A 22,716-nucleotide genomic window follows, 5' to 3' on the forward strand; every position below is an offset into this window, starting at 1 on the left:
TTCAGGGACGCGGGGAACTGCGCGACCAGCCCCCACCCACCCGCAGCCGACGTACTGGCTCGCGTACCGGCTCGGCGCGCGGTGGCGGAATGCGGGAAACTCGGGGCCATGCGTACTGCGTACAGCGTGGAGACGGTCAGGGCGGCTGAGCGGGAGCTGATGGCACGGCTGCCGGACGGGGCGTTGATGCAGCGGGCGGCAGCCGGCCTGGCCGCAGCCTGTGCCGGGTTGCTGGGCCGCGTCTACGGCAGCCGGGTCGTGCTGCTCGTGGGGAGCGGCGACAACGGCGGCGACGCGCTGTACGCCGGGGCTCGGCTGAGCAGGCGCGGTGCGGGCGTCACAGCCGTGCTGCTCGCCCCCGAGCGCACCCACACCGCCGGGCTCGACGCCCTCCGGCGGGCGGGCGGCACGATCGTGCGAGGGGCGGACGCGGCCGAGGAACCGATCCGTCGCGCCGACCTCGTCGTCGACGGCATCGTCGGCATCGGCGGGAAAGGCGGCCTGCGGCCCGACGCCGCCCCCCTCGCGGACCTGGCCCGCGAATCCCGCGCCGCCGTCGTGGCCGTAGACCTGCCCAGCGGCGTCGAGGCCGACACCGGGGAAGTACGGGGCGCCGCCGTACGGGCCGATCTGACCGTGACCTTCGGAACGCACAAGCCAGGTCTCCTCGTCGACCCCGCACGCGAGTACGCGGGGTCCGTACGGCTCGTCGACATCGGGCTCTCCCTGCCCGGCGACTCCGAACTGGAAGCGCTCCAGCACGCCGACGTGGCCGCCCTGCTGCCCGTGCCCGGGGCCGAGAGCGACAAGTACCGGCGCGGGGTCGTGGGGATCGTGGCCGGGTCCGCCCGGTACCCCGGCGCGGCCGTGCTGGCCGTCGCCGGGGCCCTGCGGGGCGGGGCCGGGGCCGTACGGTACGTCGGGCCCGCCGGGGACGCGGTGATCGCGAGGTTCCCGGAGACGCTGGTGTCGGACGGTTCGCCCGAGCGGGCCGGCCGGGTGCAGGCCTGGGTCGCGGGGCCGGGGGTCGGCGACGACGCCGATTCCGTGGCGGCCGTGCTGAAGTCGGACGTGCCGGTCCTCGTGGACGCCGACGGGCTGCGGCTCGCGGACCGGGACGTCGTACGGGCCCGGACCGCGCCCACGCTGCTCACGCCGCACGCCGGTGAGGCCGCCGCGCTGCTCGGTGTCTCGCGGGACGAGGTGGAAGGGGCCCGGCTGACCTCCGTACGGGAACTCGCGGCGGCGTACGGGGCGACCGTGCTGCTCAAGGGGTCGACCACCCTGGTGGCCGACCCCGGGGGCGGAGCCGTGCGGGTGAACTCCACCGGCACGTCCTGGCTCGCCACCGCCGGGAGCGGGGACGTGCTGTCGGGGCTGACCGGGTCGCTGCTCGCCGCCGGGCTCGGGGCGCGGGACGCCGGCAGCGTGGGGGCGTACCTCCACGGGCTGGCGGGGCGGTTCGCGGCGGACGGGGCACCCGTGGGGGCGTACGACGTGGCCGACGCGGTGCGGGAGGCCTGGCGGGACGTCATGGAGGGCTGAGCCGCTCCCGCACCACTTTCCCGCCACCGCCCGTCGCACCCCCTGTCCCGCCGCCCGGCGCCCGCCGCACTCCTGTCCCCCCCGCCCGCCACCCGCCGTACCCCGTCCGCGTGCGCACAACGGGCGACCCTTCCGCGCGGCTGAACCCCGTACGCCGTCCCGGGGGTTTCGCTGGGGGCATGGTCCGTCAGAGAACCGTTGCCGTGTTGGTCGCCGTCATCACGGCGCTGTCCGTGCCGGGGGCCGTCGCGGAGCCTCCGCCCGCCCCCGGCGTCCCCGGCGCCCCCCGGGTTCCCGCGCCGCTGAGCGAGCTGGTGCCCGGGGTGCCCCCCGGGCCGTCCCAGCCCTGGCACTTGGACACTCCCGACCAGGCGCTGGCCCCGAAGGTCTACACGCCGACCGCCGAGGAGGATGCCGCGGAGCCGGCCGACGCCGACGCGGAGAGCGACGAGCTGATCGAGTACGTACCGCTGAGTGACGCCGTGGCGCGGCAGTCCGGGGTCGTGGCGTGCAGCAAGCAGACCGGGCCGTACCAGCGGCAGGTCGAGGGGTGGCTGCGGCTCAGGGTGGACGGGAGGCAGTCGGCGAACGACTGCCTGGCCATCCGGGCCTTTCAGGTCAGGTACGGGATCCGGCCCGACAGCGGCTTCGCCGGGCCCGTGACCTGGGCGAAGATGCAGCTCCTGTCGGCCGCGAAGAACCCGAACGCCGCCGGGAAATGTCCCGTACGGGCCTACCGGGTCGCCTGTGTCGACCTCACCCGGCAGCTGACCTGGGTGCAGAAGGGCACCAAGGTGCTGTTCGGGCCGGTGCCGATCCGCAGCGGGAAGGCCGGGTACCGGACCAGGAGCGGCTGGCACCGCGTCTACTGGAAGCACAAGAACCACTGGTCGACGCTCTACAACACCCCCATGCCGTACAGCCAGTTCTTCAGCGGCGGCCAGGCCTTCCACGGCATCTACGGCAGTGTCTACAACCCGCCCGGCTCGATGGGCTGCGTGAACATGCGGATCGCCGACGCCCGCACACTGTGGGGCGTGCTCTACAAGGGTGACAGCGTGTACGTGTGGGGCCGCAGGCCTGGTACCTGAGGGCTGTGTCCGACCCCTCTGAGACACTGGGCGCGATGACTGAAACAGCACCCGCGCGGGCCCGCGCCGAGATCGACCTGGCCGCACTGCAGGCCAATGTGCGGGCTCTGCGCGCCCAGGCGCCGACTGCCGCCCTGATGGCGGTGGTCAAGTCCGACGCGTACGGACACGGGGCGCTCCCGTGTGCCCGCGCGGCCCTGGACGCCGGTGCGACCTGGCTGGGCACCGCCACGCCCGAGGAGGCCCTGGCCCTGCGCGAGGCAGGGCTGCAGGGCCGGATCATGTGCTGGCTGTGGACCCCGGGCGGGCCCTGGCGGGCGGCCGTCGAGGCCGATCTGGACCTGGGGATCAGCGGGCTGTGGGCGCTGCGGGAGGCCGCGGCGGCCGCGCGTGAGTCCGGGCGAACCGCCCGCGTCCAGCTCAAGGCCGACACCGGGCTCGGGAGGAACGGCTGCCAGCCCGCCGACTGGCCCGAGCTCGTGGCCGAGGCCCTGCGCGCCGAGGCCGAGGGGCTCGTCCGGGTCACCGGCCTGTGGTCGCACTTCGCCTGCGCCGACGAGCCCGGCCATCCCTCCATCCAGGCCCAGCTCAGCAGCTTCCGCGAGATGCTGGAGTACGCGGAGGGGCAGGGCGTGCGCCCCGAGGTCCGGCACATCGCCAACTCGCCCGCCACGCTCACGCTTCCCGACAGCCACTTCGACCTCGTACGGACCGGGATCGCGGTGTACGGCATCTCGCCCAGCCCCGAGCTGGGCACCCCGGCTGACCTCGGGCTGCGCCCGGTGATGACGCTGTCGGCCTCGCTTGCGCTGGTGAAGCACGTACCGGCGGGGCACGGCGTCAGCTATGGCCACCACTACGTCACGGCGGGCGACACGACCCTCGGCCTCGTGCCCGTCGGGTACGCGGACGGCATTCCGCGCCATGCCTCCGGAACCGGACCCGTCCTGGTCGCCGGCAAGTGGCGGACGGTCGCGGGACGGGTCGCCATGGACCAGTTCGCGGTCGACCTCGGCGGGGACGAGCCGCCGGTCGGCGAGCGAGTGGTCCTCTTCGGCCCCGGCGACCACGGCGAGCCCACCGCCGAGGACTGGGCCCAGGCGGTGGGCACGATCGCCTACGAAATCGTCACCCGGATCGGAACCCGGGTGCCGCGCGTTTACGTGAATACCGAACAAGCGGGGTAACCGCATAGATGCCGGGCACGGCATCGCGGGGACCGGCAGCAACAGCACGACCGGCAGTAACAGCGACACCGACAGCGGACATGGGCAGCACCCCGGCGAAGAGGAGCGGTAGTGAGCGAGAGCAGCGCGGAGGCCGCCGTGGAAGCGGCCACGGCCGCAGCCTCGGCCGTCTCCGCAGCGGGGGGCGCGACCTGGCGCAGGGCCGGGATCGCCGGCGCCGCGATAGGCGTGGTCGCCGCGGGCGCCGCCGCCGGAGTCGCCATAGAGCGGCTCACGGTCGGCCGGGGCATGCGCAGGAAGGCCCGCCTCGCCCTCGACTCGGCCGGTCCGTACGGGTCGTTGCGCGGCATGCCCGGCAAGGCCGTCGCGGACGACGGCACGGAGCTGTACTACGAGGTCGACGAGGTGGAGCCCGACTCCACCCTCGCCCCGCGCCGCCGCCGGCTCTTCGGCCGCAAGGCCCCGGCCCCCGTCACCGTCGTCTTCAGCCACGGCTACTGCCTCAGCCAGGACTCCTGGCACTTCCAGCGGGCCGCGCTGCGCGGTGTCGTGCGGACCGTCCACTGGGACCAGCGCAGCCACGGCCGCTCCGCGCGGGGCGTGGCCCAGGTCGAGGACGACATGCCGGTCACCATCGACCAGCTCGGCCGCGACCTGAAGGCCGTCATCGACGCGGCCGCGCCCGAGGGCCCGCTCGTCCTCGTCGGCCACTCGATGGGCGGCATGACGGTGATGGCCCTGGCTGACCAGTACCCCTCCCTGATCCGCGAGCGGGTCGTCGGCGTCGCCTTCGTCGGTACGTCGTCGGGGAAGCTCGGCGAGGTCAACTTCGGGCTGCCCGTCGCGGGCGTCAACGCGGTGCGGCGGGTGCTCCCCGGAGTGCTGAAGGCGCTGGGGCAGCAGGCCGCGCTGGTGGAGCGCGGGCGGCGGGCCACGGCCGACCTGTTCGCCGGGATCATCAAGCGGTACTCGTTCGCGTCCAGGGACGTCGACCCGGCGGTCGCGCGGTTCGCGGAGCGGCTGATCGAGGGCACGCCCATCGACGTGGTCGCGGAGTTCTACCCGGCCTTCACCGACCACGACAAGACCGAGGCGCTCGCGCACTTCGCCGAGATGCCCGTGCTCGTACTGGCCGGGGTCAAGGATCTCGTCACGCCGAGCGAGCACAGCGAGGCGATCGCCGACCTCCTGCCGGACGCCGAGCTGGTGCTCGTGCCGGACGCCGGGCACCTGGTGATGCTGGAGCACCCGGAGGTCGTCATAGACCGGCTCGCCGACCTCCTCACCCGCGCCGGAGCCGTCCCGGCAGGGGCTACCGTGGGTGGTTATGGAAGCACCAGCAGCACCGCGCAACCCGGCTGAGTCCTCGGGACCCTCGGAGCCTTCCGTGGCCGGCGTCACCACTGAGATCACCGTCAACTCACCCGAACAGATGCGGGAGTTGGGTCGCAGACTCGCCAAGCTGTTGCGGGCGGGAGACCTCGTGATGCTCACCGGCGAGCTCGGCGCGGGCAAGACGACGATGACCCGCGGGCTCGGCGAGGGGCTCGGCGTGCGGGGTGCGGTCACCTCGCCGACCTTCGTGATCGCGCGCGTGCACCCGCCCCTCGGCGACGGTCCGCCGCTGGTCCATGTGGACGCGTACCGCCTGGGCGGCGGGCTCGACGAGATGGAGGACCTCGACCTCGACGTCTCGCTCTCCGACTCCGTGATCGTCGTGGAGTGGGGCGAGGGCAAGGTCGAGGAGCTGGCCGACGACCGGCTGCACGTCCTCATCCACCGGGCCGTCGGCGACACCACCGACGAGGTGCGGCACGTCACGCTGACCGGGGTCGGGGAGCGGTGGGCGACGGTCGGGCTCGGCGTGCTCTCCGCCTGATCCCGTCCGGTCCGGCCTGGACGTCCGGCCTGGTCCTCGTAGGTTCGCCCCAACATTCCGACAAGGCGTCGGGAAGATGTTGCGTCGGGCGGCTTCGGCGTGTTCACATGGACGGAGGAGTTGGTTAGGTCTACCTAACCACGTCTGCTCCCGGAGCCACTAGGAGGCCGCCATGGCGACGTCTGAACGTGATGTGACGCGTCCGTCGGTGCCGGTGGAGTCGACTTCGTCGGGGGTGGCTGGGGTGTCCATGCGGGAGTTGCTTGCGGCGGGGGTGTTGGCGCGGGTCGTTTCCACGCCGCCGCGCCCTCCGGCTGCGCCGGTGCGGGAGGAACGGCGGCGCGCCGCGTAGCGCTCCGCGGGGAGCGTCGTTCGGATTCTGCGGGTGCGTTGTGGCTGGTCGCGCAGTTCCCCGCGCCCCTAGAAGCCAAAGATTGCGCAGTTCCCCGCGCCCCTAAAGACTGCGCCGTTCCCCGCGCCCCTGAAGGGGCGCTTGTGTTGGCCTACTTGATCACTGTGACCCTTGTGCCGATGGTGGCGAACTCCCACATGGCTGTGCCGTCTTCGCGGGATTCTCGGATGCCGCCGAGCTTTTTCGAGGGGGCGGGGGCGGTGGTCGTGCCGTTCAGGGCGGCGCTGAAGCCGATCGCTACGCCGGAGACGTTCGTGAAGCGGACGACGTGTTCGACGGCGACGCCGTCCGAGCCGGTGATCTTGCCGGAGCGGGAGGTGACGACGTACGCGGCGGGCGCGGGATCGACCGTTCCGGGGGTCACCTTGAACGTGCGCTTGACACGGTCACCCGACCCGACGAGCCATACGCGGTCGTCGTCCACCGAGTAGACGACCCGTCGGCCCGTGCCCGAGGCGGCGGGCAGAGCAGTCGGGTGCTGCTTGTCCCGGGGGGCCTTGGCGGCCGCGGCCTTCGAGGAGTCGGCGGGCCGGGAGGAGCCCAGGCTGCTGGGCACGTGCGCCGACGCCTGGTAGGTGAGGAAGCCGATCGCGGCGAGCGCCGTCGCGGTGAGCCCGGCCACGATTCCCGAGCTGCTCCGAACCACCTTGGGTGCCCACCTCTCGTACGGCATTTGTGCTTTCTGTGACGTTAGCAGCAGGTCTGCGACGGATTGGGGCGGCCGTGCTCCGAGCCCGGGCGCCGTAGGCTGTTCGCGTGCTCTTGCTCGCTCTGGATACCGCCACCCCCGCCGTCACCGTCGCGCTGCACGACGGGACGTCCGTCATCGCCGCCTCCAGTCAGGTGGACGCGCGCCGGCACGGGGAGTTGCTCCTGCCGGCCGTCGACCGGGTGTTCGCCGAGGCCGGGCTGCGGCTCGACGCCGTCACCAGCATCGTTGTCGGCGTGGGCCCCGGCCCGTACACCGGGCTGCGCGTCGGTCTGATGACCGCCGACACCTTCGGGCTCGCGCTCGGCATCCCCGTACACGGACTGTGCACGCTGGATGGTCTTGCGTACGCGGCCGACCGTTCCATTGCCGACGGGCCCTTCGTCGTGGCGACCGACGCCCGGCGCAAAGAGGTCTACTGGGCGCGGTACGCCGACTCGCGCACCCGGGTCACCGAGCCCACTGTCGACCGGCCGGGCGAGCTGGACATCGGCGGTCTGCCCGCCGTCGGCGCGGGTGCGCTGCTCTACCCCGACACCTTCCCGGACGCGCGCGAGCCCGAGCACGTCTCGGCTGCCGCGCTGGCGTCCCTGGCGGCGGAACGGCTGGCCGCGGGCGAGGAACTGGAGGCGTCCCGGCCCCTCTATCTGCGACGGCCGGACGCCCAGGTGCCCAAGAACTACAAGGTGGTCACCCCCAAGTGACGACCGCGGTGCTGCGCGAGATGCGCTGGTGGGACATCGAGCCCGTGCTGGAACTGGAGAAGGACCTCTTCCCCGAGGACGCCTGGTCGCGGGGCATGTTCTGGTCGGACCTCGCCCATGCGCGGGGGCCGGGGGCGACCCGGCGGTACGTCGTGGCCGAGACCGCGGGGGACACGGGCGGTGCGCGGATCGTCGGATACGGCGGGCTCGCCGCCGCCGGGGACGTCGGTGACGTGCAGACCATCGCCGTCTCCCGGGAGCACTGGGGCACCGGCCTCGGCGCGATGATCCTGACCGAACTGCTGCGGGCCGCGACCGCGTTCGAGTGCGCCGAGGTGATGCTCGAATGCCGTGTCGACAACATCCGCGCCCAGAAGCTGTACGAGCGCTTCGGCTTCGAGGCGATCGGTTTCCGGCGCGGCTACTACCAGCCGGGGAACGTGGACGCGCTCGTCATGCGACTCAACGACCCATCGACATCCGTACAAGGAACCGAGATCAATGGCTGACGAACCGCTCGTCCTCGGCATCGAGACCTCCTGCGACGAGACCGGCGTCGGCATCGTCCGCGGCAGGACCCTGCTCGCGGACGCGATCGCGTCCAGCGTCGACGAGCACGCGCGCTTCGGGGGTGTGGTGCCCGAAGTCGCGTCCCGTGCGCACCTGGAGGCGATGGTCCCCACCATCGAGCGGGCGCTGAAGGAGGCGGGCGTCAGCGCGAAGGACCTGGACGGGATCGCCGTCACCGCCGGCCCCGGGCTCGCGGGGGCGCTGCTCGTCGGGGTGTCGGCGGCGAAGGCGTACGCGTACGCGCTGGGGAAGCCGCTGTACGGGGTCAACCACCTCGCCTCGCACATCTGCGTCGACCAGCTCGAGCACGGGGCACTGCCCGAGCCGACCATGGCGCTGCTCGTCTCCGGCGGGCACTCCTCGCTGCTGCTCTCCTCGGACATCACCAGTGACGTACGGCCCATGGGCGCGACCATCGACGACGCGGCCGGTGAGGCCTTCGACAAGATCGCGCGGGTGCTGAACCTCGGGTTCCCCGGCGGGCCGGTCATCGACCGGTACGCCAAGGAGGGGGACCCGGGTGCCATCGCCTTCCCGCGCGGGCTCACCGGGCCGCGGGATCCCGCGTACGACTTCTCGTTCTCCGGGCTGAAGACCGCCGTGGCGCGGTGGATCGAGGCGAAGCGGGCGGCCGGGGAGGACGTGCCGGTGCGGGATGTGGCCGCGTCCTTCCAGGAGGCCGTCGTCGACGTGCTGACGCGCAAGGCCGTACGGGCCTGTCGTGACGAGGGTGTCGACCACCTGATGATCGGTGGGGGAGTTGCCGCGAACTCGCGGCTGCGGGTGCTGGCGCAGGAGCGGTGCGAGGCCGCGGGGATTCGGCTGCGGGTGCCGCGGCCGAAGTTGTGTACGGACAACGGGGCGATGGTTGCCGCGCTGGGGGCGGAGATGGTTGCCCGGGGGCGGGGCGCCTCTGATTGGGATCTGTCTGCGGATTCGTCGTTGCCGGTGACTGACACGCATGTGCCTGGGCGGGCGCAGTCGCATGACCATGGTCATGATCATGTGCATGAGGTCAGTAAGGGCAATCTGTACTCATGACTGTTGCGTTGATGTGGGAGGCGCGAGCCGTCGAGGGGCGGGGGGAGGAACTGCTTGCGTGGGTGAGGGGGCAGGACCTCCCGGCGCGGCCCCTGCGTCGGGAGGTCCTGCGGGCTCCGGGGGATCGGGTGCTCGTCATTACGTGGTGGGATGCCGCGTATGAGGCTGAGCTGCCTGAATTTCCGGAGCCGGCTGGGGAGTTGGTTGCGCGGGCGGTTCATCGGTGGCGGTTCGAGGCTGTGGAGGGGTAGGGGGCGGGGGGTGTCTGTCGGGTGCGGGCCGGCTGTGGCTGGTCGCGCAGTTCCCCGCGCCCCTGAAAGACAAAAGATTGCGCCGTTCCCCGCGCCCCTAAAGACAAGGGACTGCGCCGTTCCCCGCGCCCCCAGGAAACGCGCAGTTCCCCGCGCCCCTGAAAGGCAAAAGATTGCGCAGTTCCCCGCGCCCTAGGGCGCCTCCGTTTCCCTTGACGCGCAGCGTAGGCGGCGGGTTGGGCCCAGAATTCGTTCCGGGCCCGTCAGGGTGATGTGTGTCGTGTGGCGTGTGTCTGCGCTGGATTTGGACAGGCGGAGTTCCAAAGCGCCCGGTTCTACTACGCGTTGGCCCCTACCGTCCGTGAACGCCGACAGGTCCGGGTGGAAGGTGAACGTGATTCGGCGGGCCTGGCCGGGGGGCAGGGTCAGGCGGTGGTAGCCGATCAGGCGGACGTCGGGGCGGGTTACGCGGGCCACCGGGTCATGGAGGTAGAGCTGGACCACCTCCGTGCCTTCTCGGGGGCCCGTGTTGCGGATCGTGACCGAGACGTCGTACGGGTCGTCCGTGCCAATCTCCGTCTCCTCCCCGTCCTTCGTCCCGTCCTCGATGTCCTCCCAGGTGAAGTCCGTGTAGCCGAGGCCGTGGCCGAAGGGGTGGAGGGGGGTCGGGTCGAGGTTGCTGACCGTGCCGGCCAGGCCCAGTGGGGGCTGGAGGTAGGTCCACGGCTGCCCGCCGGGTGTCTGCGGGACGCTCACGGGGAGCCTGCCCGACGGGTTCACGCGGCCCGACAGCACGCCTGCCACTGCCGGGCCGCCCTCCTCCCCCGGGAAGAACGCCTGTACGGAAGCGGCCAGTTGGTCCTTCCAGCGGCCGAGCGCGTACGGGCGGCCGGTGAGGAGGACCAGGATGACCGGGGTGCCGGTGGCCGTCAGAGTGTCCAGCAACTGGGCCTGTACGCCCGGGAGTTGGAGATCTCCGACGTCGCAGCCCTCGCCCGAGGTGCCCCGGCCGAAGAGGCCCGCCCGGTCGCCCAGTACCGCCACGCAGACGTCCGCCTCGGCGGAGCGTGCCACGGCCTCCGCGAAGCCCGAGGTGTCCGGGTCCGTGGTGTCACAGCCCTCGGTGAACGTGACCTTGGCGTCGGGGAGTTCCGTGCGCAGGGACTCCAGGAGAGTGGGGATCTCGATGCCCATCGGCCGGTCGGGGTGGTTGATGCCCACGTGCGAGGGGAACGAGTAGCAGCCCAGCATGGCCAGGGCGTCGGCCGCCCGCGGGCCGACCACGGCGATCCGGGTGTCAGGGGCGAGGGGGAGCAGGCCGTCCGGGTTGGAGAGCAGGACGACGGACTCCTCGGCGAGGCGGCGGGCCAGCACGCGGTTCGCGCTCGAGTCCAGGTCGATCGGGCCCGTGGGCTCGGGGGCCCAGTCCTCGTCCAGCAGGCCCAGTTCGCACTTCTGGCGCAGGACCCGGGCCGCCGCCCGGTCCACCAGGGACTCCGGGATCGTGCCCGCGCGTACCGCCTCGACCAGGGGGGTGCCGTAGCAGCGGAGCGTGGGGAGTTCGACGTCGATGCCGGCCGCCAGGGCCGCGTGGGCGGCCTCCGCCTTCGTGCCCGCGACGCGGTGGAGGGTCTCCAGGAAACCGACACCGTAGTAGTCGGACACGACCGTGCCCGTGAACTGCCATTGCTCCCGCAGGAGTTCGGATAGGAGGTACGGGTCCGAGGACGCCGGTACGCCGTCCGTGTCCGTGTACGCGGCCATCACCGAGCGGGCCCCGCCCTCGCGCAGCGCGAACTCGAACGGCGGCAGGGTGATGTCGGCGAACTCGCGCACACCCGCGCGTACGGGGGCGAGGTTGCGGGCGCCCGCGGAGGACGCGTACCCCGCGAAGTGCTTGAGCGTGGCGATGACGCCGGCGGACTCCAGGCCGCGGACGTAGGCCGCGCCGATCGTGCCGACCAGGTAGGGGTCCTCGCCGATGGTCTCCTCGACGCGGCCCCAGCGCGGGTCCCGTACGACGTCCAGGACGGGAGCGAGGCCCTGGTGGACGCCGACGGAGGCGAGGTCCTTGCCGATGCGGTGGGCCATCTCCTCGACCAGGGCCGGGTCGAAGGTGGCGCCCCAGGCCAGGGGGACCGGGTACGCGGTGGCGCCCCAGGCGGTGAAGCCCGCCAGGCACTCCTCGTGGGCGACGGCCGGGATGCCGAAGCGGCCGGCCTCGGCGATGCGGCGCTGGGCGCGGGCCAGTGCCTGCGCGCCCAGCGCCGGGTCCACGGGGGACGTGCCGAAGGAGCGGGTCAGCTGGCCCAGGCCGTGGGGGATCAGCTCGTCCCAGTCGAAGTCCGAGGCCATCTCGTCCTGGTTCGGGGCGACCCCGTCGCCGTCCGTGGCGGCGCCCACCCACACGCCGTACAGCTGGGCGGTCTTCTCCTCCAGGGTCATCCGGGCGAGCAGGTCGTCGACCCGGGCCTCGGCGGGCACGGCGGGATCACGCCAGGGGGCGGTGGTCATGAAACTCCTGTCGGGGTCTAGGGGGTTCATTTGCCGCCGACTCCCATCAGGCCGCCTACCAGGGCTCGGCGGGCCACCAGATAGACGGCGAAGATGGGGATGCCGGAGAGGACGACCGAGGCGAGCAGGGCGGGGATGTTCACGCCGAACTGGCTGACGTAGTTGAAGAGTCCGAGGGTCAGGACGCGTGGGCCGTCGGACTGGGTGAAGATCAGCGGGAAGAGGAAGCCGTTCCAGGCCTGGAGCGCGGCGAAGATGACGACCGTGCTGATGCCGCCCTTGGCCAGCGGGATGGCGAGCTGGAACAGCATCCGCTGGGGGGACGCTCCGTCCAGGGCCATCGCCTCGTACAGGTCCTCCGAGACGTCCCGCAGGGTGCCGACGAGGACGAGGACCGAGACCGGCATCGCGAAGGCCGCCGTCGGCAGGATGACCGCCAACAGGCTGTCGTACAGGTTGAGTTTGGCTATCAGGAGGTAGAGGGGTACGACGACCGCCTGGGCCGGGATCGCGACGCCGAGGAGGAACAGGCGGAAGGCGAGGCCCGACCAGCGGTTGCGGGTGCGGACGGCGACGTACGCGATCGGGACGGACAGGCCGAGGACGATGGCCACGACGGCGACGGCCACGATCGCGGTGTTGCTGAGCAGATGGCCGAAGCCGCTGTTCAGCACGGTGTTGTAGTTGTCGAGCGTCGGACTCGTGGGCGGGTTCAGCGGGTTGCCGGTGAGTGCCTTGTCCTGACTGGTGAGCGAGGCCGACAGCATCGCGTAGATCGGGACGACGACGATCGCCAGCCAGATGACCGAACCGAGGCCCGAGACGGGGTTGCCGCGCTTCGTCCAGTGCTTGCGGCGGCGTTGCGGGGGCGGTGGCGTGGGACGCTCCTCGGTCTTCGCGGGACGCGGACGCGGCAACGTATCGTGTGACACTCCGTCACATCCCTTCGCGGGTGCTGCGCATGCTGCCGAAGCCGGTCAGCCGCACGAGGATCAGGGACAGCCCCGTGGCGGCCACCACCAGGAAGGACGCGATGGCGCTCGCGTAGCCGAAGTCGTAGCTCTTGAAGCCCGCCTCGTACATCAGGTACGGCAGGATCGCCGTGTCGGTGCCCGGGCCGCCCTTGGTGAGGATCAGCACGGTCTCGAAGTACGTGAGCGAGCCGACGACCAGCAGGACGGTGGACGTCGTGACGGTGTGCCGCAGCTGCGGGAGCGTGATCGAGAAGAACTGGCGGTAGCGGCCCGCCCCGTCGATCGCGGCGGCCTGGTAGAGCACTTCGGGTATCTGACGGGCCCCGCCCTGGTAGATCAGGGTGTGGAAGGGGATGAACTGCCAGCCGCCGATGAAGACGATCGCGAGGAACGCGCCGCTGGAGGAGCCGAGGATGTTCTCGCGGATGATGCCGAAGTTCGGGTCGAGCAGGGCGTAGAAGAGCAGCGCGATCGCCGTCGAGGAGAGCAGGAACGGGACGAAGAAGATCGCGGAGAGGACCGCCCGGTTGCGCTGGCGGCCCGCCGCCCAGACGCCGAGCAACAGGGCGATCACCGTCTGGAAGACCCAGCTCGCCGCCGTCAGCAGGACGGTGAGCCACAGGGACTGGACCATCCGGTCGTCGTCGATCAGCTTCCGCCAGTTGTCGAGGCCGACGGGCCGCGGGTCGCCCAGGCCGTCCCAGCTGGTGAAGGAGAGGTAGAAGGCCAGGCCCATCGGGACCACGGCGAAGAACGCGAAGAAGAGGACACCGGGCAGGGCCCAGGCGGCATGCGGGCGGCCGACGGCGGAGGACTTGGAAGACTTCGTGGGCGGGGTGGAGGCGGCGGCTACCGACCCCGCGGTCGGGTAAGTTGACCCTCGTGCGATGCGAGAACCAAGCGCGTACACCGTGCTGATCGAGAACCAAGACAGCACATGCACCTCCAAGCTTTGCGGTACAAACCGGGCTGGTTTCAACCCGGCTGGTGTTGATCGTGGAAGACCTGTCGGGTCGTTGACCCGTAGGCGGCGTGAGCCAGGAATCCCTCTGTTTCAGCTGGGGGAGGATTCAATTCAGCTCCTTGAGTGCTGACACGAAGTCGCTCGGCGAGGACTTCCCGACGAACAGCTTGTTGATCTCGGTGAGCATCGGCGTTGCGATGTCCGCGCCCAGCGCCTGGTCCCAGGAGAGCGTGAATGCCGGGGCTTTCTCGACCATCTCGTACTGGAACTTCGCGAACTCCGGGTTGGGCGAGGCCTCCAGCAGCTTGGCCGCGTTGGCGGTCGTCGGGATGTCGCCGTTGGCCACCAGAGCCTTCGCGTACGCCTCCGAGGCGCAGTCCTTCAGGAAGGCGATCGCGGCGTCCTTGTTCTGCGTACGGGAGTTGACGGACCAGTAGTTGGTGGGGTTGCCGACGACGTTGCGGATGTCGCCCGTGCCGCCCTCGACCGTGGGGAACGCGCACCAGCCCAGGTTGTTCTTCGCGAAGGACGGGAACTTGCCGAGCTGTGTCGAGTACTCCCACGAGCCCATCAGGTGCATCGCCGCCTTGCCCTTGGCGAAGACGGCCGGGGCGCCGCCGTTGACGTACGACACCGAGCTGAACTTCGAGCCGAACGCGCCGTCGTCGATGAGTTCCTTGACGGTCTCGGCGGCCTTGAGGACGGCCGGGTCGCCCCAGGCGGTCGCGTCGCCGCCCTGGATCTTCGCGAAGACCTCGGGGCCGCCGATGCGGTCGACGAGGTACTCCAGCCACATCAGCTCGGTCCAGGTGTCGGCGCCGCCGAGCGCGAACGGGGTGATCTTCGCGGCCTTCAGCTTGGCGTTGATGTCCTGCAACTCGGCCCAGGTGGTGGGCGGTTGGAGCTTGTGCTCGGCGAAGACGGACTTGTTGTAGAAGAGGATGACCGGCTGCATGCCGCGCATCGGTATGCCGTAGTTGCGGCCGCCGAGCCCGCCGGCCGCGAGCACGGAGGGCAGGAAGCCGCCCTTCAGGACAGGGTCGCCCTCGATGGTGTCGGTCAGATCGACGAGCTGCTTCGCCTCCTGGTACGCCTTGATGGAGCCGCCGCCCCAGTTGAAGAAGACGTCGGGGGCGCTCGGGGAGCCCATCGCCGTGCGCAGCTTGGCCGAGTAGTCCGAGCCCGGGACCTTCTCCAGTTTCACCTTGCCCTTGGCCGACTTGCTCGCGGCGGACTTGTTGAAACGGTCGACGGCCGCCGTCTGGACCTTCACCGCGTCGTCCCCGTACACCATGGCGGTGATCGTGCCGCCGCCCCCGCCGGAACCTTCACCGGAGCCGCAGGCGGTCAGACCAGTGGTGAGCAGGGTGGTGGCACCGGCGCCGAGGACCCAGCGCCTGCTGAACGTCCTGCTGCTGAACGTCCCGCCGTCCAGGCTCCCGGGGCTCTCGCCCGTGGGCTGCCCGCCCGTGGGCCGTCCGCCGTTGGACCGCCCGCTGATCGACTCCATGACAGCACCTCTTTTTGTACTCGCGACACGAATGTTTCGGAAGGCACTTCGAATGTTCCGGGAACGTATGGCTGCCGAAGGGCTTCGTCAAGAGGTTGCGCAGGGATACGATCCGGTCCATGACTCGCCCGAATCCCGCTGTAGCCCAGTCGGCGACACTCGCCGAGATCGCCCGCGAGGCGGGAGTCTCCGCTCCGACTGTTTCGAAGGTGCTCAACGGCCGTGCCGATGTGGCCCCCTCGACCCGCACCAGGGTCGAGGAACTGCTGCGCAACCACGGCTATCGGCGCCGCCGGGCCGAGGCGTCCCGGTCGCCGCTGATCGACCTCGTCTTCCACGAACTGGAGAGCGCGTGGGCGATGGAGGTCATCCGGGGCGTGGAGAACGTGGCGCGGGACGAGGGGCTGAGCGTGGTCCTCTCCGAGAGCGCGGGCCGCCTCACGCCGGGGCGCACCTGGGCCGACCAGGTCGCCGCCCGCCGCCCGCACGGGGTCGTCCTCGTCCTGAACGGGCTCGACGAGTCCCAGCGGGCGCTGCTCACCAGCCGCTCGATCCCGTTCGTGGTGGTCGACCCGGCGGGCGACCCGGGCGACGACGTGCCGTCCGTGGGCGCCACCAACTGGCAGGGCGGCCTCGCGGCCACCCGTCACCTCGCCGACCTCGGCCACCGGCGCATCGGCGTGATCAGCGGGCCCTCGCGGATGATGTGCAGCCGCGCCCGGCTCGACGGCTACCGCGCGGCGCTCGACACGGCCGGGCTGCCGGCCGACCCCGCGCTCATCCGCACCGGCGACTTCCACCACGAGAGCGGCTACCGGGAGGGTCTTGAGCTGCTGAAGCTCCCCGACCGTCCGACGGCCGTCTTCGCGGGCAACGACCTCCAGGCCCTCGGCCTGTACGAGGCCGCCCGCGAGCTGGGTCTGCGCGTACCGGACGACCTCAGCATCGTCGGCTTCGACGACCTGCCGGTGGCCCGCTGGGTCGGCCCCCCGCTGACCACCGTCCGCCAGCCGCTCACGGAGATGGCCGAGGCGGCGGCCCGGCTCGTCCTCGACCTGGGCCGCGGCGAGCGCCCCTCGGCGGCGACCCGGGTGGAACTGGCCACGAGCCTGGTGGTGCGCAGCAGCACGGCGGCACCGGCGGGGGAGGGGCGGGAGGCGTACTTCGGGGCGCGGTGATCGAAGCGGGCCGTAAGCCGGGCCCGGTCGGCGCTTCGAAACTTTCGAATGCTTTCGCCGGGTGCCGTCCGCCCCCTGGTGCCCGGCTGAGAAAACTCAACGAAATATTAGAGTTTGACTAGGAAAAGCGAGAAGTGGTTCCTCGTTGTAATAATTCGGACTTACGTTCCTGTCTGTGAGCGGAGAAGACGAGCACGGGGGCGGGGGCGCCGGGACACCCGGCGCGGGGCGGCAACGATCCAGACGGGCACGGCTGTTCAGGGCGGCGGGAATCGCGCTCGGCTGCGCTCTGGTCGTCTCGCTGGCCGGTGCGGCATGGGCGTACTGGCATCTGAACCAGAACATCAAGAGCGTCGACATCGACAGCGCGCTGGGCGACGACCGCCCGGCGAAGTCGATGACGACGCCGAGCCCCTATGGCGCGGCCTCCCCCTCCCCGCTCCCGAGCGGCGCGCTCAACATCCTGGTCCTCGGCTCCGACTCGCGGGACGGCAAGCGGAACAAGGAACTTGGCGGCGGCAGCAGCGGCGGGGCCCGTTCCGACACCGCGATGGTCATCCACCTCGACGAGGGCCGGACGAAGGCGACCGTCGTGAGCATCCCGCGCGACACGCTCGTCACGCGCCCCTCCTGCCCGCGGGAGTCCGGCGGTTCGACCTCGGTGTCGTACGGCGCGATGTTCAACTCCGCGTACTCGGTCGGCGGGCCCGTCTGCGCGGTCAAGACCGTGGAGTCCATGACGAACGTCCGCATGGACCACTACATCGAGATCGACTTCGCGGGCTTCGCCGATCTGGTGGACGCGCTGGACGGGGTCACGGTGACCACGGACGAGGACATCTCTGACGAGGACAGCCACCTCGAACTGGAGGCGGGCACCCACCACCTCGACGGTACGCAGGCCCTGGCCCTCGCGCGCACCCGGCACGGCATAGGCGACCAGAGCGACCTCGGCCGCATAGGTCTCCAGCAGCAACTGGTGAAGGCCCTCCTCGACCAGGTCGACACCACGAACCTCCTCACCAACCCCACCCGCCTCTACCGCGTCGCCGACGCCCTCACCGACAGCCTCACCACGGACACCGGCCTCAACTCCCTCACCGAACTGATGAGCCTCGGCCAGAGCCTGAATTCCCTCTCCTCCGCCACGACGGAGACGGTGATGATGCCGGTGGTCCCGGCCCCGTCCGACCCCAACAGGGTGGTGGCGAACGAGCCGGAGGCTAGCGAGCTTTGGGAGTCGCTGCGGTGAGGGGCTTTTAGCAGGTGGGGAGGAATGGATCTGCCCGATCCCCTTCACCTGCCGTAACCTCGAAGTGACCATTGATGCACACAGCGTGGTGTGCGCAGGTGGAGGTGGGGTTCTTGAGTGAGCAGTCGCCGATCGCGTGGAGGTACTGCGGCCATCAGTTCAAGATGTGGCGGCAGGAGGCCGGGGTCAGCCGCGAGGACGTGGGCAAGGAGTCCAACTACTCGCCGGACACGATCACCTCGTTCGAGCGTGGCGCCCGCAGGCCGACACCCCGGCTGCTGGCCATCGGGGACGAACTGTTCGGTGCCCGGGGGAAGTTGAAGGCGGCGGCGCAGTATCTGGAGCCGGAGAAGTTTCCGCCGCGCACGCAGGACTTCATGGACTGTGAGGCGGACGCGATCGCCTTGCAGTGGTACGAGACGTTGCTGATCCCTGGCCTGCTGCAGGCCGAGTCCTATGTGCGGGCGCTGCTCGGCGCCCACTATCCCCCCTTGGACGACGAGACGATCGAGAGCCGGGTGGCGGCCAGGCTGGAGCGGCAGCATCTGCTGGTCCGCAAGCCGACGGCGTACTTTGGGTTTGTTTTCGAGGAGATCGCGCTGCGGCGCCCTGTGGGAGGGGCGGCGACCATGCGGGAGCAGTGTCAACGGCTCTTGGAAGTGGGGCGGTTGCGGAATGTCTCCGTCCAGGTGCTGCCGACCGACCGGGGTGCGCATGCCGGTCTCAATGGCCCCATGGTGCTGATCGAGACGCCCGAGCGCGAGCACTATGCGTACGAGGAAGGGCAGGCGGTCAGCATGCTGCACTCCGGTTCGGAGGATCTCAGTAATCTGACTCAACGCTTTGGCATGATCCGGACGCAGGCTCTCAGTACGGAGGAGTCGGCACGGTTCATCGGGAAGGTGGCTGACGAGTGGTGAACACCGAACTCTCCTGGTTCAAGTCGAGTTACAGCGGCACTGAGGGAGGCGCCTGCGTCGAGGTCGCCCTCCGCCCCCGCGCCGTCCACATACGAGACTCGAAGCTCAACCCCATCGGTGATGGCCCCGAGTTGACCGTCCCCGCCTCCGCGTGGGCGGAGTTCGTCGCGTACGTCGGGGCTTGAGCTTCGGGGGTCGGGATTCGAGACCCTTTTTGTAAGGAATGGGTGGGAGGCTCAACCCGCCCTCCCTCCCTTGTGCCCGGCTGAGCCGGGCTCAAGTGGCGCCCGGGCCAGGGGAGATGACTTTTTGTGATCGAGTCGCGGCGGAGCGTGGCGGGCGTGTAGCGTGCGCCCAAAGAAATGACCCCCGTGGGTGTTAGAGCACCGCGCGGGGGTCTGACCATCTAGATCGAGGAAAAGTCGATCCGTGGCTACTGCCCAGCCTAGTGCTGCCCCGCGCCCCTCCGCCCATCCCATGGCCAATCCGGGGTACGGGAAGAAGTCCGCGCCCGACCAGGAGCCCCGTACCGGACGGGACTTCGTACATCTGCCCGCTCGTGAAGCGTCGATCGCCGGGTATCTCGACCGGCTCGACGACGAGGCGGACATGTCCATCAAGACCCTCGCCAAGCATCTGCCGTACGGGCAGTGCGCCATCGGGACCGCCCTCAACAACCTCTCCGCGGCCGGGCATGTGCGGCGGGTGCGACGGCCCGTCACCGTCGACGGCTGCCCCCGGTGGGTCTGGCACACCTTCTTCTCGCGGACGGCACGCGATGACGCCTGGTGGGGCTCATTTCTCGGCGGGGAGGTGCCGGTCACCGAGCCCTCGCGGGCGGCGCGGTCTGGCGCGTACGGCGTGCTCGCGCGGCTCGGTCGTATCGACGCCCGGCTCACGCTCTCCGCCGCCGAGTGCGGGGCCCTGGAGGAGCAGGCCGCCGAGTGGTTCGCGCGGGGTGCGGGCGAGGCGCAGCTCGTGCAGGCGGTGATCGCGGGGCTTCCGGAGCGGGTGGCGCATCCGTACGGGTTCGTACGGGCTCGGCTGCTGGGCAAGCTGCCGCCGGAGCGGGTCGAGGCGCGGGCGGCTCTTTACGAGGTGGTCTGCACCGGCTGTGGCGAGCCGGGTGAGGGGAGTGGGATGCGAGGTGGGCTGTGCGGGGGCTGCTGGGGTGCGCGGCCCGGCCTCGCCGCCGATCAGGTTCGCGCCCGTGCTGGGCAGGTGCGTGCCGCCCTTCGGACAGGGCGGCCTACGGAGAGTACAGAGAAAGGAGTACGCGCATGACGACCTTGCAGCACGGTCCGCCCGTGACCGGGGCAGGACGTGGAGGGGAGGAGGCGACGCCATGACCCCCAGCACCGCCGATCAGCCCCAGATGCTCGTCGAGGAATTCGAGGAGCTCGCCCGCAATGCGCCCGAGCTCGTGCAACTGGAGTTCATCAACGGAAAGGTCGTGGTCAAGCCTGTGCGGGACGGCAACCACAGCGAGATCATCGTGTGGCTTCAGCAGGTGTGCAGGCAGCACCGGCCCGAACTCTGGCTGTACGCCGAGCGGGAACTCAAGATCGAGGAGTACCGGAAGGGGCGGGCCAAGTCCGATGGTGTTCTGGCTCCCCGTAAGCACTTCGTCGGTACGGGTGAGTGGGCCGAGCCGGACGGTGTCCTGATGACTGTCGAGGTCACCTCCCGTGATCGGGACACGAACCAGCGCGACCGCGTCGACAAGCCCCACGGCTACGCGGCCGCGGAAATCCCCGTCTACCTTCTCGTCGATCGGGACACGAACAGCGTCACCGTGTACGCCGATCCGGAGAAGGGGGAGTACCGCTCGGTCACCAGCCGGGCCTTCGGTGTCGCGATCGACCTCCCGGGCCCCGTCGGTTTCACCCTGGAGACCGACGAGCTCAAGGAGTTCGCCTACTGACGTGAGCCGGTGGCCCGGTGGCCTGCGGAAATGTGTCGGCGGAGATCTTCTCGAAGAAATTCCGAAGAAATTCGGCGAGCGTGTCGATCCCGCCGCCCGCCGTTCGACGCACGGGGTGAGAGGGAAGGTGGGACAAGCCCCGCCCCCGTACCGAGAGACTCAGGGAGTCACCATGCCTCGCTACCTGTCGATGATCCGTATCGATGAGCAGAACGCGCCCGCCGAGGGGCCGAGCGACGAGCTCATGGCGCGGATGGGGGAGCTGATCGAGGAGATGACGAAGGCCGGGGTGCTGCTGGACACCTCCGGGCTGAAGCCGACCGCGGAGGGGACGCGGGTGCGGTGGGAGGGCGGGGAGATGTCCGTCACCGACGGGCCGTTCACCGAGGCCAAGGAGGTCGTCGGCGGGTACGCGATGCTGCAGGCCAAGGACAAGGCCGAGGCGGTCGAGTGGACCAAGCGGTTCCTCCAGATCCACGAGGCCCACTGGACGGTGACCTGCGAGGTACGGGAAATCGTCGAGGGCTGAGCCTTGGTCGTACGGCTCCGGGGGTGTCTGATGGTGGAGCGTGACACCAGAACCATCAGAACCATCGGCGGACGCCCCCTCCCACGCCATCGAAACCGTCTTCCGTATCGAGTCGCCCCGCATCATCGCCGGGGTCGCGCGCATCGTGCGGGACGTCGGGATCGCGGAGGAGCTGGCGCAGGACGCGCTGGTCGCCGCGTTGGAGCAGTGGCCCCGGGAAGGGGTGCCCGGCAACCCCGGGGCCTGGCTCATGGCCACGGCCAAGCACCGGGCGATCGATCTCGTACGGCGGCGTGAGCGGTACGCGCGCAAGCTCGTGGAGATGGGGCGGGACCTGGAGGCGTCCGCGCCGCACGGGCACGTGGACGAGCCGGCCGATCCCGACGACATCGACGACGACCTGCTGCGACTCGTCTTCACCGCCTGTCATCCCGTGCTGTCCGCCGAGGCCCGGATCGCCCTCACCCTGCGGCTGCTCGGCGGGCTGACCACCGTCGAGATCGCCCGTGCCTATCTCGTCCCGGAGGCGACCGTCGCCCAGCGCATCGTGCGCGCCAAGCGGACGCTCGCCGCGAAGGCCGTCGCCTTCGAGGTGCCGTACGGGCCCGAGCGCGAGGCCCGGCTCGGGTCCGTACTCGAAGTCATCTACCTGATCTTCAACGAGGGGTACGCGGCCACCGCCGGCGACGACCTGCTGCGTCCCGCACTCTGTGAGGACGCCCTGCGACTCGCGCGTGTACTCGCCGAGTTGATGCCCAAGGAACCCGAAGTGCACGGGCTGGCCGCGCTGTTGGAGATCCAGGCGTCCCGGTCCGTCGCGCGCACCGGTCCGTCGGGCGAGCCCGTACTGCTCAAGGACCAGCAGCGCTCCCGGTGGAACCGGCTCCTCATCCGCCGCGGGTTCGCCGCCCTCGCCCGTGCGGAGGCCGTGTCCACGGGTGGCGGTCCTGGGCCGTATGTGCTGCAGGCCGCGATCGCCGCGTGCCACGCCCACGCCTATACGTACGAGGAGACGGACTGGGCGCGGATCGCCACGTTGTACGGGCTGCTTGCCGCCCGGACTCCGTCTCCGGTGGTCGAGCTGAACCGGGCCGTGGCCGTGTCCATGGCCGAGGGGCCCGAGGCGGGGCTCGCCATCGTGGACGCGCTCGTCGGCGAACCGGCGTTGCGTGGCTATTACCTGCTGCCCAGTGTGCGGGGGGATCTGCTGGTGCGGCTCGGGCGGGTGGAGGAGGCGCGGGGGGAGTTCGAGAGGGCGGCATCGTTGACGCGGAACGAGAGGGAGCGGGGGCTTTTGCTGGGGCGGGCGGAGGAGTGCGGGTAGCTCCGCCGGTTCGCTCCGCCTGTTGGCTCCGCCGGTTCGCTTCGCCGGCGGGCGGTTCGGAGTCTGCGGGTTTGTGGGGGCTGGGCGCGCCCACGCGGCGGAGCCGCAAAATGTCACAGCCCCGCGCCCCTTACGGGGCGCCCGGTGCCGTCGCTCGAACGGCTCATCCACCGAGACCCTCTCCCGCCCCCGTGTCACGGTGGGGATACCTGTCGCCACCACCGGACCCCGGAGCGTC

22 protein-coding genes are annotated in these 22,716 nt (G+C 70.7%); 17 read left to right on the top strand and 5 right to left on the bottom strand.

From position 1 onward, the window contains the following. The first annotated feature begins 108 nt into the window (after positions 1–108). The 5 genes from QF035_RS31365 to tsaE all read left to right on the top strand — a co-directional run bounded on the left by QF035_RS31365 (position 109) and on the right by tsaE (position 5,702). Positions 109–1,545: an NAD(P)H-hydrate dehydratase gene (locus QF035_RS31365; protein WP_307523808.1), complete on the top strand. Its 1,437-nt coding sequence runs from the start codon at positions 109–111 to the stop codon at positions 1,543–1,545. 179 nt (positions 1,546–1,724) lie between these two features. Then, positions 1,725–2,636 carry a L,D-transpeptidase family protein gene (locus QF035_RS31370; RefSeq protein ID WP_307523809.1) on the top strand — a complete coding sequence of 304 codons (912 nt, stop codon included), beginning with the start codon at positions 1,725–1,727 and terminating at the stop codon, positions 2,634–2,636. A gap of 35 nt (positions 2,637–2,671) precedes the next feature. After that, entirely contained in the window at positions 2,672–3,823 is a 1,152-nt protein-coding gene (gene alr, locus QF035_RS31375; protein WP_307523810.1) for an alanine racemase, read from the top strand. A 111-nt stretch (positions 3,824–3,934) separates the two neighbouring features. Next, positions 3,935–5,185: an alpha/beta fold hydrolase gene (locus tag QF035_RS31380; protein WP_307523811.1), complete on the top strand. Its 1,251-nt coding sequence runs from the start codon at positions 3,935–3,937 to the stop codon at positions 5,183–5,185. Next, positions 5,151–5,702 (top strand): tRNA (adenosine(37)-N6)-threonylcarbamoyltransferase complex ATPase subunit type 1 TsaE, encoded by a 552-nt coding sequence (tsaE, locus tag QF035_RS31385; RefSeq protein WP_189845053.1) that lies wholly within the window; start codon positions 5,151–5,153, stop codon positions 5,700–5,702. Before QF035_RS31380 ends, tsaE begins: the two co-directional genes overlap by 35 nt. 503 nt (positions 5,703–6,205) lie before the next feature. Here the strand turns inward: tsaE and QF035_RS31390 are convergent. After that, complete coding sequence (locus tag QF035_RS31390; RefSeq protein ID WP_373466757.1) at positions 6,206–6,787, bottom strand: hypothetical protein; 582 nt, start codon at positions 6,785–6,787, stop codon at positions 6,206–6,208. An 83-nt stretch (positions 6,788–6,870) separates the two neighbouring features. On the opposite strand from QF035_RS31390, the gene tsaB reads away from it, so the two are divergent. The 4 genes from tsaB to QF035_RS31410 are packed head-to-tail and all read left to right on the top strand — an operon-like array spanning position 6,871 to position 9,389. Then, entirely contained in the window at positions 6,871–7,527 is a 657-nt protein-coding gene (gene tsaB, locus QF035_RS31395; RefSeq protein WP_307523812.1) for a tRNA (adenosine(37)-N6)-threonylcarbamoyltransferase complex dimerization subunit type 1 TsaB, read from the top strand. A gap of 20 nt (positions 7,528–7,547) precedes the next feature. After that, positions 7,548–8,036 (top strand): ribosomal protein S18-alanine N-acetyltransferase, encoded by a 489-nt coding sequence (rimI, locus tag QF035_RS31400; protein ID WP_307531570.1) that lies wholly within the window; start codon positions 7,548–7,550, stop codon positions 8,034–8,036. After that, complete coding sequence (gene tsaD / locus QF035_RS31405) at positions 8,029–9,138, top strand: tRNA (adenosine(37)-N6)-threonylcarbamoyltransferase complex transferase subunit TsaD (RefSeq protein ID WP_307523813.1); 1,110 nt, start codon at positions 8,029–8,031, stop codon at positions 9,136–9,138. Before rimI ends, tsaD begins: the two co-directional genes overlap by 8 nt. Continuing rightward, positions 9,135–9,389, top strand: a complete 255-nt coding sequence (locus tag QF035_RS31410; RefSeq protein ID WP_307523814.1) for a hypothetical protein — start codon at positions 9,135–9,137, stop codon at positions 9,387–9,389. The genes tsaD and QF035_RS31410 overlap by 4 nt, the downstream gene beginning before the upstream one ends. A 192-nt stretch (positions 9,390–9,581) precedes the next feature. Here the strand turns inward: QF035_RS31410 and QF035_RS31415 are convergent, their stop codons facing one another. The 4 genes from QF035_RS31415 to QF035_RS31430 form a co-directional block, all read right to left on the bottom strand. After that, positions 9,582–11,903, bottom strand: a complete 2,322-nt coding sequence (locus QF035_RS31415; RefSeq protein ID WP_307523815.1) for a beta-xylosidase/alpha-l-arabinosidase — start codon at positions 11,901–11,903, stop codon at positions 9,582–9,584. 26 nt (positions 11,904–11,929) lie between these two features. Beyond that, positions 11,930–12,835: a carbohydrate ABC transporter permease gene (locus QF035_RS31420; RefSeq protein WP_373466758.1), complete on the bottom strand. Its 906-nt coding sequence runs from the start codon at positions 12,833–12,835 to the stop codon at positions 11,930–11,932. A gap of 4 nt (positions 12,836–12,839) precedes the next feature. Beyond that, on the bottom strand, positions 12,840–13,655 hold the full coding sequence (locus QF035_RS31425) for a carbohydrate ABC transporter permease (protein WP_307531574.1): 816 nt from the start codon (positions 13,653–13,655) through the stop codon (positions 12,840–12,842). A 292-nt stretch (positions 13,656–13,947) separates the two neighbouring features. Continuing rightward, positions 13,948–15,276, bottom strand: coding sequence for an ABC transporter substrate-binding protein (locus tag QF035_RS31430; RefSeq protein WP_373466993.1), 1,329 nt, complete (start codon positions 15,274–15,276; stop codon positions 13,948–13,950). A gap of 194 nt (positions 15,277–15,470) precedes the next feature. On the opposite strand from QF035_RS31430, the gene QF035_RS31435 reads away from it, so the two are divergent. From QF035_RS31435 to QF035_RS31470, 8 genes are all read left to right on the top strand, one after another. Then, on the top strand, positions 15,471–16,529 hold the full coding sequence (locus tag QF035_RS31435; protein ID WP_307523817.1) for a LacI family DNA-binding transcriptional regulator: 1,059 nt from the start codon (positions 15,471–15,473) through the stop codon (positions 16,527–16,529). A 175-nt stretch (positions 16,530–16,704) separates the two neighbouring features. Further along, positions 16,705–17,781, top strand: coding sequence for an LCP family protein (locus QF035_RS31440; protein ID WP_373466759.1), 1,077 nt, complete (start codon positions 16,705–16,707; stop codon positions 17,779–17,781). A 104-nt stretch (positions 17,782–17,885) separates the two neighbouring features. Next, a complete protein-coding gene (locus QF035_RS31445) occupies positions 17,886–18,701 on the top strand; it encodes a helix-turn-helix domain-containing protein (RefSeq protein WP_307531578.1) in 816 nt (271 codons plus the stop codon). Further along, entirely contained in the window at positions 18,698–18,886 is a 189-nt protein-coding gene (locus QF035_RS31450) for a DUF397 domain-containing protein (RefSeq protein WP_307531580.1), read from the top strand. Before QF035_RS31445 ends, QF035_RS31450 begins: the two co-directional genes overlap by 4 nt. A 292-nt stretch (positions 18,887–19,178) precedes the next feature. Continuing rightward, complete coding sequence (locus QF035_RS31455; RefSeq protein WP_307523818.1) at positions 19,179–19,985, top strand: hypothetical protein; 807 nt, start codon at positions 19,179–19,181, stop codon at positions 19,983–19,985. 61 nt (positions 19,986–20,046) lie between these two features. Continuing rightward, a complete protein-coding gene (locus QF035_RS31460; RefSeq protein WP_307523819.1) occupies positions 20,047–20,625 on the top strand; it encodes a Uma2 family endonuclease in 579 nt (192 codons plus the stop codon). Positions 20,626–20,797: 172 nt separating this feature from the next. Next, a complete protein-coding gene (locus QF035_RS31465; RefSeq protein WP_055618818.1) occupies positions 20,798–21,154 on the top strand; it encodes a YciI family protein in 357 nt (118 codons plus the stop codon). A 40-nt stretch (positions 21,155–21,194) separates the two neighbouring features. Further along, complete coding sequence (locus tag QF035_RS31470) at positions 21,195–22,478, top strand: RNA polymerase sigma factor (RefSeq protein WP_307523820.1); 1,284 nt, start codon at positions 21,195–21,197, stop codon at positions 22,476–22,478. Positions 22,479–22,716: the final 238 nt, after the last annotated feature.

It is taken from the genome of Streptomyces umbrinus (genome assembly GCF_030817415.1).
GTDB classification, from domain to species: Bacteria; Actinomycetota; Actinomycetes; order Streptomycetales; family Streptomycetaceae; genus Streptomyces; species Streptomyces umbrinus_A.